The sequence below is a fragment of the Skermanella sp. TT6 genome, assembly GCF_016653635.2.
Classification (GTDB): Bacteria; Pseudomonadota; Alphaproteobacteria; order Azospirillales; family Azospirillaceae; genus Skermanella; species Skermanella cutis.
The window spans coordinates 5,504,672-5,520,284 of the sequence record NZ_CP067420.1 but is presented as its reverse complement, the minus strand read 5'-3'; the positions used below and the strand labels follow the sequence as shown (position 1 = coordinate 5,520,284).

Here is a 15,613-nt window from a genome sequence, read left to right as displayed (position 1 = left end):
TGATGATCCCGCCCGACGAACTCCGAAACGGGTGGCGACCGGCTGGCTTCGCCGTGACGCCTCCTCCTCTTGGTCGTCCAGTCCAGCGCCCGATCAGGAAATACAGCGCATGTTTCAAATCCGTTCCATCGCCATGAGGCTGGTCGTCGCCATTTCGGCGACCGCGGCCGTCGCCTCCGGTGTCCTTTGCATTTTCGCGACGATGAAGCAGGCCGAGGTCACCAGCCTCGCCCTGGAACGCGAGATGCTGCTTCAGTACGAAAGCGTGATCGCCGCCTTCGAGTACGAGGGCCGCACCGCCGCCGCGGTCGCCGCCGTGGTCGGCAACCTTCCCGATGTCCAGGAGGCCCTGGACCGGGACGACCGCGACGCGCTGGGTGCCGCGCTGGCCCAGGCGCAGAAGGCGTCCAAGGCCCTCGGCGTGGGTCCCTGGTCCTTCACCAAGCCGCCGGGGATCACGACCTACCGGGTCCATGATCCCAAAAGCTTCGGCGACGACGTCTCGCAGCGCCGGCGCACCGTGGCGCTGGTCAACCAGAGCGGGCGCGGCGTCACCGGGATCGAGCCCGGCCGCGACAATCTCGGCGTCTACAGCGTCGGTCCGGTGACCCGCGACGGCCGGTTCGTCGGCGCGATCGACATCGGCATCACCTTCGGCCCGGCCTTCGTCGACGGGATCAAGTCCCGGTTCGGCGTCGATTTCGCGGTCCACCGCCTGCAGGGAGACGCCTTCGCCACGCTGGGCAGCAGCCTCGCCGGGAAGACCCTGGCGACCCCGGAGGAGCTGGCCGCGGCGCTCGGCGGCGCCGACATGCTGCGCCGGACCGAGCTGGACGGCCATCCGGTGGCCCTCTATCTCGGCCAGCTGAAGAATTTCGCGGGCGAGCCCGTCGCCGTCGTCGAGCTGGTCAAGAACATCTCCGGCTTCGTCGCGGTCGAGACCGGCACCCGCTGGTATCTCGGCACCGCCACCGCCGCCGTGCTGGTCGCCGCCGTCCTGATGGCGCTGATGGTCGGCCGGGGCCTGACCCGCCCGATCGAGCGGCTGCGCGAGGCGATGCGCCGCCTGTCCGCGGGCGACACCGCCGCCGAGATCCCCGGCCGCGACCGGCGCGACGAGCTGGGCACCATGGCCGAGGCGGTCGAGGTGTTCAAGAAATCCATGGCCGAGGCCGAGACCCTGCGCGGGCGCCAGGAAGCCGACCGCGCCGCCGCCGAGGCCGAGCGCCGGCGCGCCATGAACCGCCTCGCCGACAGCTTCGAGGAAAGCGTCCGGCACGTCATCGACGCCGTCTCCAGCGCCGCCGGCGACATGCGGACGGCCGCCCAGTCCATGTCGGCCACGGCCGAGGAGACCCAGCGCCAGACCCTTGCCGTCAGCTCCGCGTCGGAGCAGACCTCGACCAACGTGCAGACCGTCGCCACCGCGGCCGAGGAGCTGTCCTCCTCGATCGGCGAGATCGCCCGGCAGACCTCCGACGCCTCCCAGGTGGCGCTGAAGGCCAGCGAGGAGGGCCGGGTGACCGACGCCATCGTGTCGGGCCTCACCGGCTCCGCCCAGCGGATCGGCGAGATCGTCCAGATGATCCAGCAGATCGCCTCCCAGACCAACCTGCTGGCGCTGAACGCGACCATCGAGGCGGCCCGGGCGGGAGAGGCCGGCAAGGGTTTCGCGGTCGTGGCGTCGGAGGTCAAGCAGCTCGCCACCCAGACCTCCAAGGCGACCGAGGACATCCAGGCCCAGGTCGGCGAGATCCAGTCCGAGACCGAGAAGGCCGCCGCCGCGGTCCGCGGCATCGCCGCCCGCATCCAGGAGCTGAACGGCATCACCGCCTCGGTCTCCAGCGCGGTCGAGGAGCAGGGCGCCGCCACCCAGGAGATCGCCCGCAACGTCCAGCAGGCGGCCCAGGGCACCCAGGAGGTCTCCTCCACCATCGGATCGGTCACCGCGGCCGCCAACGAGACCGGCAGCGCCGCTACCCGCGTCGTGGCGTCGGCCGACGAGCTTGCCGCCCAGTCCGCCCGGCTCAGCGCCGAGGCCCGCCAGTTCCTGGCCACCATCCGGGCCGCGTGAGCCCCGCCGGGACAGTCACGCGTACACTATCGAGGACCAGCAGAGACATGACCGAAGCACTACCCCGCCGCCGGTTCCTGATCGGCGCCGCGGCGGGAACCGCCGCCGTGACCACCGCGGGGGCCTTCGCGGCCCCCGACCTCGCCGTCGCCGCCCCCGAAGCTGCTCCCCAGGCACCCGCCCCGGCCGCGGCGTCGGCGGCCTCCGCCCCGGAATACGTCCCGGAGCCGATGCAGGTCCTGACCGCCGCGGAAGCGGCCTTCATCGGGGCCGCCGCCGACGCCATCATCCCGGCCGACGACCTGTCGCCGTCGGGGTCGGACTGCGGCATCGTGACCTATATCGACCGGCAGCTCGGCGGGGCCTACGGCGCCGGCGCCCGGCTGTACCGGTCCGGCCCGTTCAGCACGCCGCAGCCGGGAACGGGCAACCAGTCGCCCCTGGCCCCGCTGGAGTTCTTCCGGGCCGGCATCGCCGCCGCCAACAGCTGGGTCAAGGCCACCTACGGCAAGGAACTGGACGGCCTGGACGGTCCCCAGGTCGCGGAGGCGCTGAAGGCGATGGACGAGGGCAAGGCCGAGTTCGCCGCGATCGGGTCCAAGCCCTTCTTCAACGCGCTGCTCCAGATGGTGATGGAGGGCTTCTTCTCCGACCCGATGTATGGCGGCAACCGCGGCATGGCGTCGTGGCGGATGATCGGCTACCCGGGCCTTCCCGCGACCTATGCCGACAAGATCGAGACGTACCGCGGCAAGCGCTACGAGGCCGAACCGCAGTCGATCGCGGACTTCTCGTAAGCCACGCCGGCGATTCCAAGGAATAAACGGGTAGAGACAGCAGACATGGTCAAGAAACTGAAGGAAGTCGATGCCGTCCTGATCGGCATGGGCTGGACCGGGAGCATCATGGCCCGGGAACTGAGCAAGGCCGGGCTGAACGTCGTGGCGCTGGAACGCGGCGCCAACCGCGTTCCCGGCGACGATTTCACCCTGCCCAACATCCGCGACGAGCTGCGCTTCGCGGTCCGCCAGGAGCTGATGCAGGACCCGGCGCAGGAGACCGTCACCTTCCGCCACTCCGCGGACAAGGCGGCGCTGCCGATGCGCCGGTTCGGCGCCTTCCTGCCGGGCGACGGCGTCGGCGGCATGGGCACCCACTGGAACGCGCAGACCTACCGGTTCCTGCCCAGCGACCACACCCTGCGCAGCCACCTGACCGAGCGCTACGGCAGGAAGAAGATTCCCGACGACATGCTGATCGCCGACTGGGGCGTCACCTACGACGAACTGGAAGGCCATTACGACCGTTTCGAGAAGCTGTGCGGCCTGTCGGGCAAGGCCGGCAACATCCGGGGCAAGATCCATCCCGGCGGCAACCCCTACGAGGGCTGGCGCAGCGCCGAGTATCCGAACAAGCCGCTCAAGCCCTCGCTGGCCGGCGTGATGTTCGGCGAGGCCGCGTCCGGCCTCGGCTACCACCCGTTCCCGGCGCCGGCCGGCAACATGAGCGCGCCCTATGTCAACCCGGAGGGCGTCCGGCTCGGCGCCTGCCAGTATTGCGGCCACTGCGAGCGGTTCGGCTGCGAGGCCAACGCCAAGTCGAGCCCCAACACCACCCTGCTGCCCGTGCTCGCCAAGGAGCCCAAGGTCGAGATCCGCGACCGCTGCTACGCCAGCCGGCTGGTCTACGACAAGTCGGGCAAGAAGGTCACCGCGGTCGTCTATGTCGACCTGCGCACCGGCGAGGAGATCGAGCAGCCGGCCGGCATCGTCGTGCTGTCCGCCTGGGTGTTCGGCAACACCCACATGATGCTCCATTCCGGCATCGGCCGGCCCTACGACCCCCGCACCGGCAAGGGCGTCGTGGGGCGCAACTACTGCCACCAGATCCAGTCCGCGGTCGGCGTCTTCTTCCAGGACAAGGAGCTGAACCCCTTCATGGGCGCCGGCTCGCTCGGGATGGTGATCGACGACTTCAACGGCGACAATTTCGACCACAAGGACCTGGACTTCCTGGGCGGCGGCTACATCGCGCTCAACTCGACCAACGGCCGCCCGATCCTGAACCGGCCGGTGCCGCCGGGCACGCCGCGCTGGGGATCGGAGTGGAAGCAGGCGACCGCGCAGTGGTACCGGCGCGCCGCCAGCATGAACTGCCAGGGCTCCAACTATGCCAGCCGGGGCAACTACCTGGACCTGGACCCGACCTACAGGGACATCCTGGGCCGCCCGCTGATCCGGATGACCTACAACCTGACCGACAACGACCGGAAGATGTCGGCCTTCCTGACGGAGAAGGGCGCCGGCATCGCCAAGGCGATGGGCGCCACCCACATCGCGGCCAACCCGCGCAAGGGCGATTTCGACGCGGTGCCCTATCAGTCCAGCCACAATACGGGCGGCACGCCGATGGGCACCGATCCCTCGACCAGCGCGGTCAACCGGTACCTCCAGTCCTGGGACGCCCACAACCTGTTCGTCCTGGGCGCCTCGGTGTTCCCGCAGAACGCCGGCTACAACCCGACCGGCGCGGTCGGCGCGCTGTCCTATTGGGCGGCCGACGCCGTGGTCAACAAGTACCTGAAGAACCCCACGCACCTGATGAAGGCCTGAGGACATGAGAGCTGTTCTGATCGCGGCGGCCGGCCTCCTGGCCGCGGCTCCGGCCGCCCGGGCGGGTGACGAAGCCCGCGGCGCGGAAGTCTACGAGAGCTGCGCCGCCTGCCACGGCGACAAGGGCGTCGGGACCGACGGCGGCCCGGCGCTGGTGGGGATCGTCGGCCGCAAGGCCGCGTCCGCCGACGGGTTCCGCTATTCCCCGGCGATGAAGCGGAGCGGCCTCACCTGGGACGCCGCCGCGCTGAAGGAGTTCGTCGCCGACCCGCAGGGCAAGGTGAAGGGCAACCGGATGCCCTTCGACGGCGTCGCCGACGCGGCGGACCGGGACGCGCTGGTGGCCTATCTCCAGGGACTGAAGTAGACCGCGGGAAGGGGCGGTGCCCGCCGGGCACCGCCCCTTCCGACGTCAGCCGATGGCGAAGAAGGCGTTGGGGTTCTGCTGGACGTCCTCGGCCGACACGTTCATCAGCGTGATGGTGTCGCCGTTGCCCAGGTCGACCACGGCGTTGCCGCCGACGTCGGTCACGCGGGCCGCCAAGTCCCCGGCGCTCGACACCGTGAGGCCGTTGATGTTGCGCGAGACCAGCAGGATGTCCACGCCCTGCTGGAAGTCCATCACCACGTCCTGGCCGCCGCCGCCGCGGAAGGCGAAGGTGTCGGCGCCGGCCCCGCCGGTCAGGATGTCGTTGCCGAAGCCGCCGCGCAGCACGTCGTCGCCGCTGCCGCCGAACAGGATGTCGTCGCCGTTGCCGCCGGCCAGCACGTCGTTGCCGGAGCCGCCGTACAGGATGTCGTTGCCGTTGTCGCCCCTGAGATAGTCGTTGCCGGAGCCGCCGTTCAGGATGTCGTCGTGGCCGCCGCCCAGCAGCGTGTCGTCGCCGGACCCGCCGTTCAGCACGTCCCTGCCGCTGCCGCCGTCCAGGATGTCGTTGCCGCTGCCGCCGTCGAGCCGGTCGTGCCCGTGCTCGCCCCTCAGCAGGTCGTCGCCCGAGCCGCCGATGAGGGTATCGTCGGAGGTGCCGCCCAGCAGCGTGTCGTTGCCGCTGCCGCCCAGCAGCAGGTCGGACCGCGCGCCGCCGTTCAAGTAATCGTCGCCGGCCCCGCCGTCGAGCACGTCCTCGCCCCAGTTGCCGAACAGCATGTCGTCACCGCCGCCGCCGATCAGGAGATCGTGACGGCTGCCGCCCATCAGGAAATCCGAATCGCTGGTGCCGTATTGAGTGTCGTAGGACCCGCCTGGAAGTGTCGCCATGAATAGCCTCGCGCCAAGTTCGCCGTTGCCATGGATCTTCTTGGCCGCGAATTTGTATTACCCATATCGTTTTATCAAGCGAACGGCCGGTTCGTGCCCGATTTGTCACAAAATGCCGGATAATACTTTGATATTCGGTCCAAATCGATGTTTCCCGCAACCGATCAGCGCCTTCCGCCCGCGATCGCCCGGGCGGCGGGATCGGCCCGCAGCCGCAGCATCGCCAGGATCCCGAGGAACGGGCCGACGGCGAGCACGGCGAAGGCATAGGTCCAGCCGACCGCGTCCACCGCGAACGGCATCAGATGGATGCTGACGAGCGTCAGCAGGAACCCGGTGCAGGTCTGGATCGTCAGCATGGTGCCGACCAGCGAGCGGTCGCACAGTTCGGCCACGGTCGCCGAGAACTGTCCGCTGTCGGCGATGATGCTGATGCCCCAGACGATGCCGACGGCCAGCAGCAGGACCGGCGGGCCGCCGAACAGCAGGCCGATGGTCAGCGCGCAGGTTCCGCTGACCGCCATGGAGACCGAGGTGACCAGGGTGCGTCCCCAGCGGTCGGCCAGCCAGCCGCCGGCCAGCGCTCCCGCCGCGCCGGCGCCGACGACCGCGAAGGTCGCCAGCTTGGCCGCGGTCGAGGAGTCCCCGCCCGGCGTCAGCGCGAAGCTGGCATGGACGAAAGCGCCGAACCAGGCCCACATGGCGTAGAGTTCCCACATATGGCCCAGATAGCCCAGGTTGGCCAGCCGCAGCGGCCGGTTGCGCCACGCCTCCAGCGCGTTGCCGAGCCGCAGCGGCGGCGCCTTGGCGAGGTTCGGCCCGACCTGGACGAACGTGATCAGGACCGCCGCCAGCAGGGCCGCGGCGGAGGCGGCGACGTAGGGCACCCGCCAGTCCACCCCGCCGAACGCCGCCAGCAGGTGGGGCGAGGCCGATCCCAGGGTGAGCGCCGCGATCAGCAGGCCGATCAGCAGCCCCAGGTCCCGTTTCGCCCAGGTGGTGGCGATCTTCATCCCGACGGGATAGACGCCGGCCATGCACATGCCGGTCACGAACCGCAGCACCGGCAGAAGCGCGTCGGTCGGGTCGAGGGCGAGGATCGCGGCGTTGGCGGCCGCGGCGACCAGCGCCGACGCGCGGAACAGGCGCCGCAGGTCCATCCGGTCCGCCAGGCTGAACAGCGCGCTGCCGAGCGTGCCGGCGACGAACCCCGCCTGGACGCTGCTGGTCAGCAGGGCCTCGCGGAAAGGCCCCAGGTCCCATTCCGCCTTGATGCCGGCGAGCGAGGCCGTCGTGGCGAACCAGACCGACATGGCGGCCACCTCCGCGACCAGCAGCAGGGCGAGGGAGAGGGTCCGCCCCGCGGGACGGACGGCGATGCTTTTTCTTGTGACTCGGGCGCCGGGGTCGGTCATGCCGGTTCTGTCTGCTGCCGTTGGTCGTCTTCAGGCTCGGTTGACACCCGAATATTTGTCAAACAAATAAGCGGGCGGCGTTCGATCCCGTCCCGGATGCCTGACACGAGCGTTGCGGCGGGGCGCCGGCCGAGACACCCGTCCCGATAACCAACCAAGGGGAGAAACCGCCCATGACCGAGAACGCCTCCCAAGCCTCCTTCAAGGCCCTGGTCGCCGACCAGGCCGACGGCAAGGCGCAGGTCGGCCTGACGCGCTGGACGGACGCCGACCTGCCGGAGGCCGACGTCACCGTCGCCGTCGCCTGGTCCAGCTTCAACTACAAGGACGGGCTGGCGCTGACCGGCAAGGGACGCATCCTGCGCAGGTTTCCCATGGTGCCCGGCATCGATTTCGCCGGCACGGTGATCCGGTCCGACTCGCCCGACTTCAAGCCCGGCGACGCGGTGGTCCTGACCGGCTGGGGCGTCGGCGAATCCTGGTCCGGCGGCTTCGCCGAACGGGCGCGGGTCAAGTCGGAATGGCTGGTCCCCCTTCCGGAAGGCATGACCGCCCGCCACGCCATGGCGGTCGGCACGGCCGGGTTCACCGCGATGCTGGCGGTGATGGCGCTGGAGCGGCACGGCCTGGACAGGACCCGCGAGATCCTGGTGACGGGGGCGGCGGGCGGCGTCGGCAGCGTCGCGGTGCGGCTGCTCGCCGGGCTTGGCTACACGGTGGCGGCCTCGACCGGCCGGCCGGAGCAGGCCGATTACCTGAAGTCCCTCGGCGCGTCGGTGATCGTCGACCGCAACGAGCTGGCGCAACCGTCCAAGCCGCTGACCTCCGAACGCTGGGGCGGCGCCGTCGATACGGTCGGCGGAACCACGCTCGCCAGCGTCCTGGCGGGAGTCGCCTACGGCGGTGCCGTCGCCGCCTGCGGCCTTGCCGGGGGCGCCGATTTGCCGACCACCGTGATGCCCTTCATCCTGCGCGGCGTGTCGCTGCTCGGCATCGATTCGGTCAATTGCCCGAAGCCGCGGCGCCAGGAAGCCTGGACCCGCATCGCCCGCGAGCTGCCGCCGGAGACGCTGGACGCGGTCACCACCGAGGTCGCGCTGGAGGACCTGCCCCGGCTGGCCGAGGAGATCCTCAAGGGTCAGGTCCGCGGCCGCACCGTGGTGAGGATCGGCGAGTGAGGATCGGCGGCTAGGAGTCGCTGATGGGGATAGGTCATAGGGTCGCGGGCCGCGTCGCCCGCTTGCGCAAGGTTGCGGGCGCATGCAGAGAGGGTCTGTTCAATCCCACGGGATACCCGCCCCGATGCCCGCCTCCGACAGCCTGTACCACCGCCTCTTCTCGCACCCGCTGATGGTCGAGCAGCTGATCCGCGGCTTCGTGCCGGAGGACGTCGCCGCCGGGCTGGACTTCACCCGCATCGAACGGGTCAACGCCAAGTTCCACGCCCGCGACGGCCGCCGGCGGGAGGGCGACCTGATCTGGCGCGTGCCGACCCTGTCCGGCGAGGTCGTCCACATCTACCTGATGCTGGAGTTCCAGTCGCGCTCCGACTGGTGGATGGCGATCCGGGTCATGGTCTATGTCGGCCTGCTGTGGCAGCATCTCATCCGGGAGCTGAAGCTGCCGCCCGGCTCGCCCCTGCCGCCGGTGCTGCCGGTGGTGCTCTACAACGGCGAGGCCCCGTGGAACGCGCCGCTCGACGCCGCCGGCCTGATGGGCTTGGCCCCCGACGCGGCGCTCTGGCCTTGGCAGCCGGGCATCCGCTATCATCTCATCGACGAGGGCAGGCTCGGCGCCGAGGACCTCGCCCGGAAGGACGGGCTGGTGGCGCTGCTCTTCCGGATCGAGACCTGCACCCGGCCCGCCGAGCTGCCCGGACTGGTCGGCGAGGTGATCGGCTGGTTCCGGGGGCATGCGGACCATGATTCGCTGAAGCTGGCCTTCGGCGAGGTGGTGGCCCAGGCCGTGGCGGCGCTGGTTGGCGGGGACGGGCCGGTGGCGGTCCCGTCGGGATTAGGGGAGGTTCAGGACATGCTGTCGGAGCGGATCAAGATCTGGGAGCGCGAACTGAAGGCCGAAGGCAGGGCCGCGGGCATGGCCGCAGGTAAGGCTGAGATGCTGTCGCGACAGCTCAAGCGCCGGTTCGGCGACCTGCCGGCCGACGTGGACCGCCTGATCGCCTCGGCGACCATCGACCAGCTCGACGCCTACATGGATCGCCTGATGGACGCCCGGTCGCTCGCCGACGTCTTTCCCGACTTTCGGCTCGGCTGAGGCGCCGGCCGGGAACGGATCGGTCCGGCATGTCGGCACACTGGCGTCCCATGGGTCCCGCGGACCTGCCCACGGTCGAGCGGATCGCCGAGATCGTCCACCCCGGTTACCCGGAGTCCCCCGAGGTGCCGGCCGAGCGCCTGGCCCTGTTCCCTGCCGGCTGCCTGATCGCCCGGGACGGAAACGGCAGCGTGCTCGGCTATGCCGTGAGCCATCCAGGCACGCTGGGCCGCCCGCCGGCGCTCGACAGCCTGCTCGGCGGGCTGCCCCCCGATGCCGACTGCCTCTACCTCCATGACGTGGCCCTGCTGCCGGAGGCGCGCGGGCTCGGGCTGGGGGAGTCGCTGGTCGATATCCTCCGCGACCTCGCCGGGCGCCGGGGCCTGCCGGCGCTGGCCCTGACCGCCGTCAACCGGTCGGCGCCCTATTGGCGCCGGCGCGGCTTCGCGGTCCATCCCGGCGACGCGGCGCTGGCCGTCAAGCTGGCGTCGTATGGCGACGACGCGGCCTATATGGTGATTACGCTGGACCGGTCCGTCCATTCTGCCTAGCCTCCCCGGACCGCACGGGAGGGTAGGGGGCTCTGGATGACGACGAAGAAGACCGGCATGGCGCGCGGGCTGACCAGCTACGGCGACGCTGGCTTTTCCATGTTCCTGCGCAAGGCCTTCATCAAGGCCATGGGCTATTCCGACGACGCGCTGGAACGGCCTATCGTCGGCGTCGTAAACACCTACAGCGGCTACAACGCCTGCCACCGCACGGTGCCCGACCTGATCGAGGCGGTGAAGCGCGGCGTGATGCTGGCGGGCGCCCTGCCGGTGGATTTCCCGACCGTGTCGCTCCATGAGTCCTTCGCCTATCCCACCAGCATGTTCCTCCGCAACCTGATGGCCATGGACACGGAGGAGATAATCCGGGCGCAGCCGATGGACGCCGTGGTGATGATCGGCGGCTGCGACAAGACGGTCCCGGCCCAGCTGATGGCGGCGGCCAGCGCCGGCGTGCCCGCGATCCAGCTCGTCACCGGGCCGATGCTGACCGGCAGCCACCGGGGCGAGCGGGTCGGCGCCTGCACCGACTGCCGCCGCTTCTGGGCGCGCTACCGCGCGGACGAGATCGACGCCACCGAGATCGCGGAGGTCAACGACCGGCTGGCCCCCAGCGCCGGCACCTGCTCGGTCATGGGGACCGCCAGCACCATGGCGCTCGCGGTCGAGGCGCTGGGCATGATGCTGCCCGGCGGCGCCGCGATCCCGGCGGTCCTGTCGGAACGGCTGCGCCACGCGGAGGCGACCGGCGCCGCCGCGGTCCGCCTCGCCCGCGACGGCATAACACCCGACCGGATCATGACGGAACGGGCGTTCGAGAACGCGCTCCGGGTGCTGCTGGCGACGGGAGGATCGACCAACGGGATCATCCACCTGACCGCCATGGCCGGGCGCCTGGGCATCCGCATCGACCTGGAGGGTTTCGACCGCATGGGCCGGGAGACGCCCGTCCTGGTCGACCTCAAGCCGTCCGGCCGCCACTACATGGAGGACCTGCACGATGCCGGCGGGCTCGCCGCGATCCTGCGGGAGCTGAGGCCGCTGCTTCACCTGGACTGCCCGACCGTGGCAGGATCGACCCTGGGCGAGGCGATCGACGCGGCACCCGGCCCCTGGCCCCAGGATGTCGTGCGCACCCTGGAGAACCCGATCCATCCCGAGGGCGGCATGGCCTTCCTGCGCGGCACGCTGGCGCCGGGCGGAGCCATCGTCAAGCAGTCGGCCGCGTCGGCCCGGCTGATGCGCCACACGGGACGGGCCGTCGTCTTCGCCGGCGCCGCCGACCTCGCCGCCCGGATCGACGATCCCGACCTGGACGTGACCGCCGACGATATCCTGGTGCTCCAGAACATCGGTCCGAAGGGCGCTCCCGGCATGCCGGAGGCGGGATACCTGCCGATCCCGCGCAAGCTGGCCCGCCAGGGCGTCACCGACATGGTGCGGATCTCCGACGGGCGGATGAGCGGAACCGCGTCGGGCACCATCGTCCTGCACGTGACGCCGGAATCCGCGTCCGGCGGCCCGCTGGCCCTGGTCCGCACCGGCGACCGCATCCGCCTGGACGTTCCGGCGCGCCGGATCGACCTGCTGGTGGACGAGGCCGAACTGGCCGCCCGCACTCCCGTGCCGGTCCCCCATGCGCCGCCGGCGCGGGGCTACCGCAAGCTCTACCTGGACAGCGTGCTCCAGGCCGACGAGGGCTGCGACTTCGACTTCCTCCGGCCGGCGCCCACGAGGACGATTCCCCCGCGATCTTGACCGATATCAATGCGGCGCTCCCGCTTTCCGCCGATGCTGGCGGAAAATAGCGGGAGGATGCCATGCCCGACGACGGGTCCGTCTCCATCGCACGCAGCTCCGGGGAGGGCCGGACGCAGGCCGGCGAGGTCATCGACGGCAACCAGGCCGCGGCCTCGGTCGCGTACCGGGCCAGCGAGGTCATCGCGATCTACCCCATAACCCCCGCCTCGCCCATGGGCGAGCTGGCCGACGAATGGGCGGCCAAGGGGCTGCCCAATCTGTGGGGACAGGTCCCCCGGGTGGTCGAGATGCAGTCGGAGGGCGGGGCCGCCGGGGCGATCCACGGCGCGCTCCAGGCGGGCGCGCTGGCGACCAGCTTCACGGCGTCCCAAGGCCTGCTGCTGATGATCCCCAACCTCTATAAGATCGCGGGCGAGCTGACGCCGTTCGTGCTCCATGTGGCGGCGCGCACCCTGGCGACCCACGCCCTGTCGATCTTCGGCGACCATTCCGACGTCATGGCCTGCCGCCAGACCGGTTTCGCGATGCTGGCATCCTCCTCGGTGCAGGAGGCGCAGGACATGGCGCTGGTCGCCCATGCCGCGACCCTGGAATCCCGCATCCCCTTCATCCATTTCTTCGACGGGTTCCGCACCTCCCACGAGCTGAACCGGGTGGCGGTGCTGGAGGACGAGCAGATCCGGGCCCTGCTGGACGGGGACGCGACCGACGCCCCGCGCCGGCGCGCGCTGACCCCCGACCATCCCGTGATCCGCGGCACCGCGCAGAACGCGGATGTCTTCTTCCAGGCGCGCGAGGCCTGCAATCCCTACTACGAGGCCTGCCCCGGCATCGTCCGCGGCGTCCTGGACCGCTTCGCGGCGCTGACCGGCCGCCGCTACGCCCCGTTCGACTATGACGGCGCGCCGGACGCCGAGCGGGTCGTCGTCGCCATGGGATCGGGCGCCCAGACGGTGCGGGAAACGGCGCTCTGGCTGGCGGCGCGCGGCCACAAGGTCGGCGCGCTGACCGTCCGGCTCTACCGGCCCTTCGACACCGCCGGATTCCTGGAGGCACTGCCGAGGACGGTCCGGGCGGTCGCGGTGCTGGACCGGACCAAGGAGCCGGGCTCCGTCGGCGAACCCCTGTTCCTCGACGTGGTCGCGGCGCTGGCGGACGCCCCGGCGGAGTTCCCCGTCCGCCCCGTCGTGATCGGCGGGCGCTACGGGTTGTCATCCAAGGAGTTCACGCCCGGCATGGCCGCGGCGGTATTCGAGGAACTGGCCGGGCCGCAGCCGAAGCGGCGCTTCACCGTCGGCATCACCGACGACGTGGGCCATTCCTCGCTGGCGTTCGACCCGGACTTCGACATCGAGCCGCCCGACACCGTGCGGGCGGTGTTCTTCGGCCTGGGCTCGGACGGGACGGTCGGGGCCAACAAGAACTCGCTGAAGATCATCGCCGGGCACAGCGGCGCCCATGCCCAAGGCTATTTCGTCTATGACAGCCGCAAGGCCGGCGCCACCACCGTCTCCCACCTGCGCTTCGGGCGGCAGCCGGTCAGGGCTCCCTGGCTGATCCGCAAGGCGGATTTCGTCGCCTGCCACCACGCCCCCCTGCTGGAGCGGGCCGACGTGCTGGAGCTGGCCGCTCCGGGCGCCCAGGTGCTGCTGAACCTTCCCGGCACCCCGGAGGAGGTCTGGGACCGGCTGCCGCGCGAGGTCCAGGAACTGGCCATCGAGCGCGGTTTGCGGCTCCACGCGATCGACGCCAGCCGGGTCGCGCGTGACGCGGGGCTGGGGCGCCGCATCAACACCATCATGCAGACCTGCTTCTTCGCCCTGTCCGAGGTGATGCCGCGCGACGAGGCGATCGCCGGGATCCGCGCCGCGATCGAGAAGAGCTACGGCCGCCGTAGCGAGGAGATGGTCCGCCGCAACAATGCCGCCGTGGACGAGGCGCTTGCCCATCTGGTGCCGGTCCCGGTTCCGTCCCGGCCCACGGGCCGTCCCCGGCCGCCGGCGGTTCCCGGCGATGCGCCGGACTTCGTCAAGCGGGTGACGGCGCTGATGCTCGCCGGGCACGGCGACCGGCTGCCGGTCAGCGCCTTTCCGGTGGACGGCACTTGGCCGTTGGGCACCACGCGTTACGAGAAGCGCATGATCGCGACCGAGATCCCGATCTGGAACGCCGAGCTGTGCATCCAGTGCAACAAGTGCGCGATGGTCTGCCCGCACGCCGCGATCCGGGTCAAGGCCGCCGCACCCGCCGACCTGGCGGACGCCCCGGAAGGCTTCGCGGCGCTCGACTATCGCGGCGACGAGTTCCAGGGGGCGAAGTACCTGCTCCAGGTCGCTCCCGACGACTGCACCGGCTGCACCCTGTGCGTCGAGGTCTGCCCGGCCAAGGACAAGGGCAATCCCCGGCGCAAGGCGCTGGAGATGCGCCCCGCCGAGACGGTCCGCCCGGCGGCCCGGCCGCTCTGGGACCATTTCCGGCAGGTGCCGGAGGTCCCGCGCGAGCGGGTGCCCCACAACGTCAAGCAGGTGCAGCTGTTCGAGCCGCTGTTCGAGTTCTCCGGCGCCTGCGCCGGCTGCGGCGAGACGCCCTACGTCAAGCTGCTGACCCAGCTGTTCGGCGACCGCGCCGTCATCGCCAACGCCACCGGCTGCTCGTCGATCTATGGCGGCAACCTGCCGACCACGCCCTATGCGGCCAATGCCGACGGGCGCGGGCCGGCTTGGGCCAACTCCCTGTTCGAGGACAATGCCGAATTCGGCTTCGGCATCCGGGTCGGGATCGACCAGCTCGGCGACCAGGCCAGGTCGCTGCTGCGGGCTCTGGAGCATGAGCTTCCGGACGGCCTCGTGCAGGGGCTGCTGGCGGAAGGGCCCGCCGGGGAGGCAGCGCTCAAGGCCCGGCGGGAGGCGGTCGCCGAGCTGCGCCGGCAGCTGTCCGGGATCGCCGGCCTCGCCGCACGGCGGCTGGAGCTTCTGGCCGACTATCTCGCGCCCAAGTCGGTCTGGATCGTCGGCGGCGACGGCTGGGCGTACGACATCGGCTATGGCGGCCTGGACCACGTGCTGTCGTCCGACCGGGACGTGAACGTGCTGGTGCTGGACACGGAGGTCTATTCCAACACCGGCGGCCAGCAGTCCAAGGCGACGCCGCTCGGCGCCTCGGCCAAGTTCGCCATGGCTGGCCGGGCGGTCGGCAAGAAGGACCTGGGCATGCTGGCGATGGCCTACGGCCATGTCTATGTCGCCCATGTCGCGTTCGGCGCCAAGGACGCGCAGACGGTCAAGGCCTTCATGGAGGCCGAATCCTATCCCGGCCCGTCGCTGATCATCGCCTACAGCCCCTGCGTCGCCCACGGGTACGACCTGTGCCACCAGCTCGACCAGCAGAAGCTGGCGGTCGACAGCGGACACTGGCCGCTGTTCCGCTACGATCCGCGCCGGCTGGCGGCGGGACAGCCGCCGCTCCAGCTGGACAGTGGCCCGCCCAAGGCGCGGCTGGCCGACTTCATGGCCAACGAAACCCGCTTCGGCGTCGTCCGGCGCGACGACCCCGAGCGGTTCCGGCGGCTGCTCAAGGCGGCGGAGACCGAGAACAGGCTGCGCCTGGACCTCTACCGCCACATGGCGGGGTTCGTCGAGCCGGCGGCAGACTGATCACCTATCGAGCGG

General features: G+C 70.8%; 11 protein-coding genes. 9 read left to right on the top strand and 2 right to left on the bottom strand.

Going from position 1 to position 15,613, the window contains the following annotated elements; all coding sequences use genetic code 11:
• The first annotated feature begins 109 nt into the window (after positions 1-109).
• From IGS68_RS25675 to IGS68_RS25660, 4 genes are read left to right on the top strand one after another with little or no spacing between them, the layout of a single operon-like run.
• Positions 110-2,074: a methyl-accepting chemotaxis protein gene (locus tag IGS68_RS25675; protein WP_201075457.1), complete on the top strand. Its 1,965-nt coding sequence runs from the start codon at positions 110-112 to the stop codon at positions 2,072-2,074.
• 47 nt (positions 2,075-2,121) lie between these two features.
• On the top strand, positions 2,122-2,871 hold the full coding sequence (locus tag IGS68_RS25670; RefSeq protein WP_201075455.1) for a gluconate 2-dehydrogenase subunit 3 family protein: 750 nt from the start codon (positions 2,122-2,124) through the stop codon (positions 2,869-2,871).
• A 45-nt stretch (positions 2,872-2,916) separates the two neighbouring features.
• Complete coding sequence (locus tag IGS68_RS25665; RefSeq protein WP_201075453.1) at positions 2,917-4,686, top strand: GMC family oxidoreductase; 1,770 nt, start codon at positions 2,917-2,919, stop codon at positions 4,684-4,686.
• 4 nt (positions 4,687-4,690) lie between these two features.
• A complete protein-coding gene (locus IGS68_RS25660; protein WP_201075452.1) occupies positions 4,691-5,053 on the top strand; it encodes a c-type cytochrome in 363 nt (120 codons plus the stop codon).
• Between the two features lie 45 nt (positions 5,054-5,098).
• On the opposite strand, the gene IGS68_RS25655 is transcribed toward IGS68_RS25660, so the two are convergent.
• Both IGS68_RS25655 and IGS68_RS25650 read right to left on the bottom strand, forming a co-directional pair.
• Positions 5,099-5,944 carry a calcium-binding protein gene (locus IGS68_RS25655; protein ID WP_201075450.1) on the bottom strand — a complete coding sequence of 282 codons (846 nt, stop codon included), beginning with the start codon at positions 5,942-5,944 and terminating at the stop codon, positions 5,099-5,101.
• A 164-nt stretch (positions 5,945-6,108) separates the two neighbouring features.
• Positions 6,109-7,359 (bottom strand): MFS transporter, encoded by a 1,251-nt coding sequence (locus IGS68_RS25650; protein WP_201075448.1) that lies wholly within the window; start codon positions 7,357-7,359, stop codon positions 6,109-6,111.
• A 173-nt stretch (positions 7,360-7,532) separates the two neighbouring features.
• On the opposite strand from IGS68_RS25650, the gene acuI reads away from it, so the two are divergent.
• From acuI to nifJ, 5 genes are all read left to right on the top strand, one after another.
• Positions 7,533-8,537 carry an acrylyl-CoA reductase (NADPH) gene (gene acuI, locus IGS68_RS25645; RefSeq protein WP_201075447.1) on the top strand — a complete coding sequence of 335 codons (1,005 nt, stop codon included), beginning with the start codon at positions 7,533-7,535 and terminating at the stop codon, positions 8,535-8,537.
• 124 nt (positions 8,538-8,661) lie between these two features.
• Complete coding sequence (locus IGS68_RS25640; RefSeq protein WP_201075446.1) at positions 8,662-9,633, top strand: Rpn family recombination-promoting nuclease/putative transposase; 972 nt, start codon at positions 8,662-8,664, stop codon at positions 9,631-9,633.
• 29 nt (positions 9,634-9,662) lie between these two features.
• Complete coding sequence (locus tag IGS68_RS25635; RefSeq protein ID WP_201075445.1) at positions 9,663-10,184, top strand: GNAT family N-acetyltransferase; 522 nt, start codon at positions 9,663-9,665, stop codon at positions 10,182-10,184.
• 36 nt (positions 10,185-10,220) lie between these two features.
• Positions 10,221-11,942: an IlvD/Edd family dehydratase gene (locus IGS68_RS25630; protein WP_201075444.1), complete on the top strand. Its 1,722-nt coding sequence runs from the start codon at positions 10,221-10,223 to the stop codon at positions 11,940-11,942.
• A 62-nt stretch (positions 11,943-12,004) separates the two neighbouring features.
• Positions 12,005-15,598: a pyruvate:ferredoxin (flavodoxin) oxidoreductase gene (gene nifJ / locus IGS68_RS25625; RefSeq protein ID WP_201075442.1), complete on the top strand. Its 3,594-nt coding sequence runs from the start codon at positions 12,005-12,007 to the stop codon at positions 15,596-15,598.
• The last annotated feature ends 15 nt before the right edge of the window (positions 15,599-15,613 follow it).

Bases quoted from the DNA above. Each gene is read 5' to 3' on its own strand.
- nifJ (WP_201075442.1), top strand. From the start codon at position 12,005: ATGCCCGACGACGGGTCCGTCTCCATCGCACGCAGCTCCGGGGAGGGC.
- IGS68_RS25635 (WP_201075445.1), top strand. From the start codon at position 9,663: ATGTCGGCACACTGGCGTCCCATGGGTCCCGCGGACCTGCCCACGGTC.
- IGS68_RS25650 (WP_201075448.1), bottom strand. From the start codon at position 7,359: ATGACCGACCCCGGCGCCCGAGTCACAAGAAAAAGCATCGCCGTCCGT.
- acuI (WP_201075447.1), top strand. From the start codon at position 7,533: ATGACCGAGAACGCCTCCCAAGCCTCCTTCAAGGCCCTGGTCGCCGAC.
- IGS68_RS25655 (WP_201075450.1), bottom strand. From the start codon at position 5,944: ATGGCGACACTTCCAGGCGGGTCCTACGACACTCAATACGGCACCAGC.
- IGS68_RS25640 (WP_201075446.1), top strand. From the start codon at position 8,662: ATGCCCGCCTCCGACAGCCTGTACCACCGCCTCTTCTCGCACCCGCTG.
- IGS68_RS25675 (WP_201075457.1), top strand. From the start codon at position 110: ATGTTTCAAATCCGTTCCATCGCCATGAGGCTGGTCGTCGCCATTTCG.
- IGS68_RS25670 (WP_201075455.1), top strand. From the start codon at position 2,122: ATGACCGAAGCACTACCCCGCCGCCGGTTCCTGATCGGCGCCGCGGCG.
- IGS68_RS25665 (WP_201075453.1), top strand. From the start codon at position 2,917: ATGGTCAAGAAACTGAAGGAAGTCGATGCCGTCCTGATCGGCATGGGC.
- IGS68_RS25660 (WP_201075452.1), top strand. From the start codon at position 4,691: ATGAGAGCTGTTCTGATCGCGGCGGCCGGCCTCCTGGCCGCGGCTCCG.
- IGS68_RS25630 (WP_201075444.1), top strand. From the start codon at position 10,221: ATGACGACGAAGAAGACCGGCATGGCGCGCGGGCTGACCAGCTACGGC.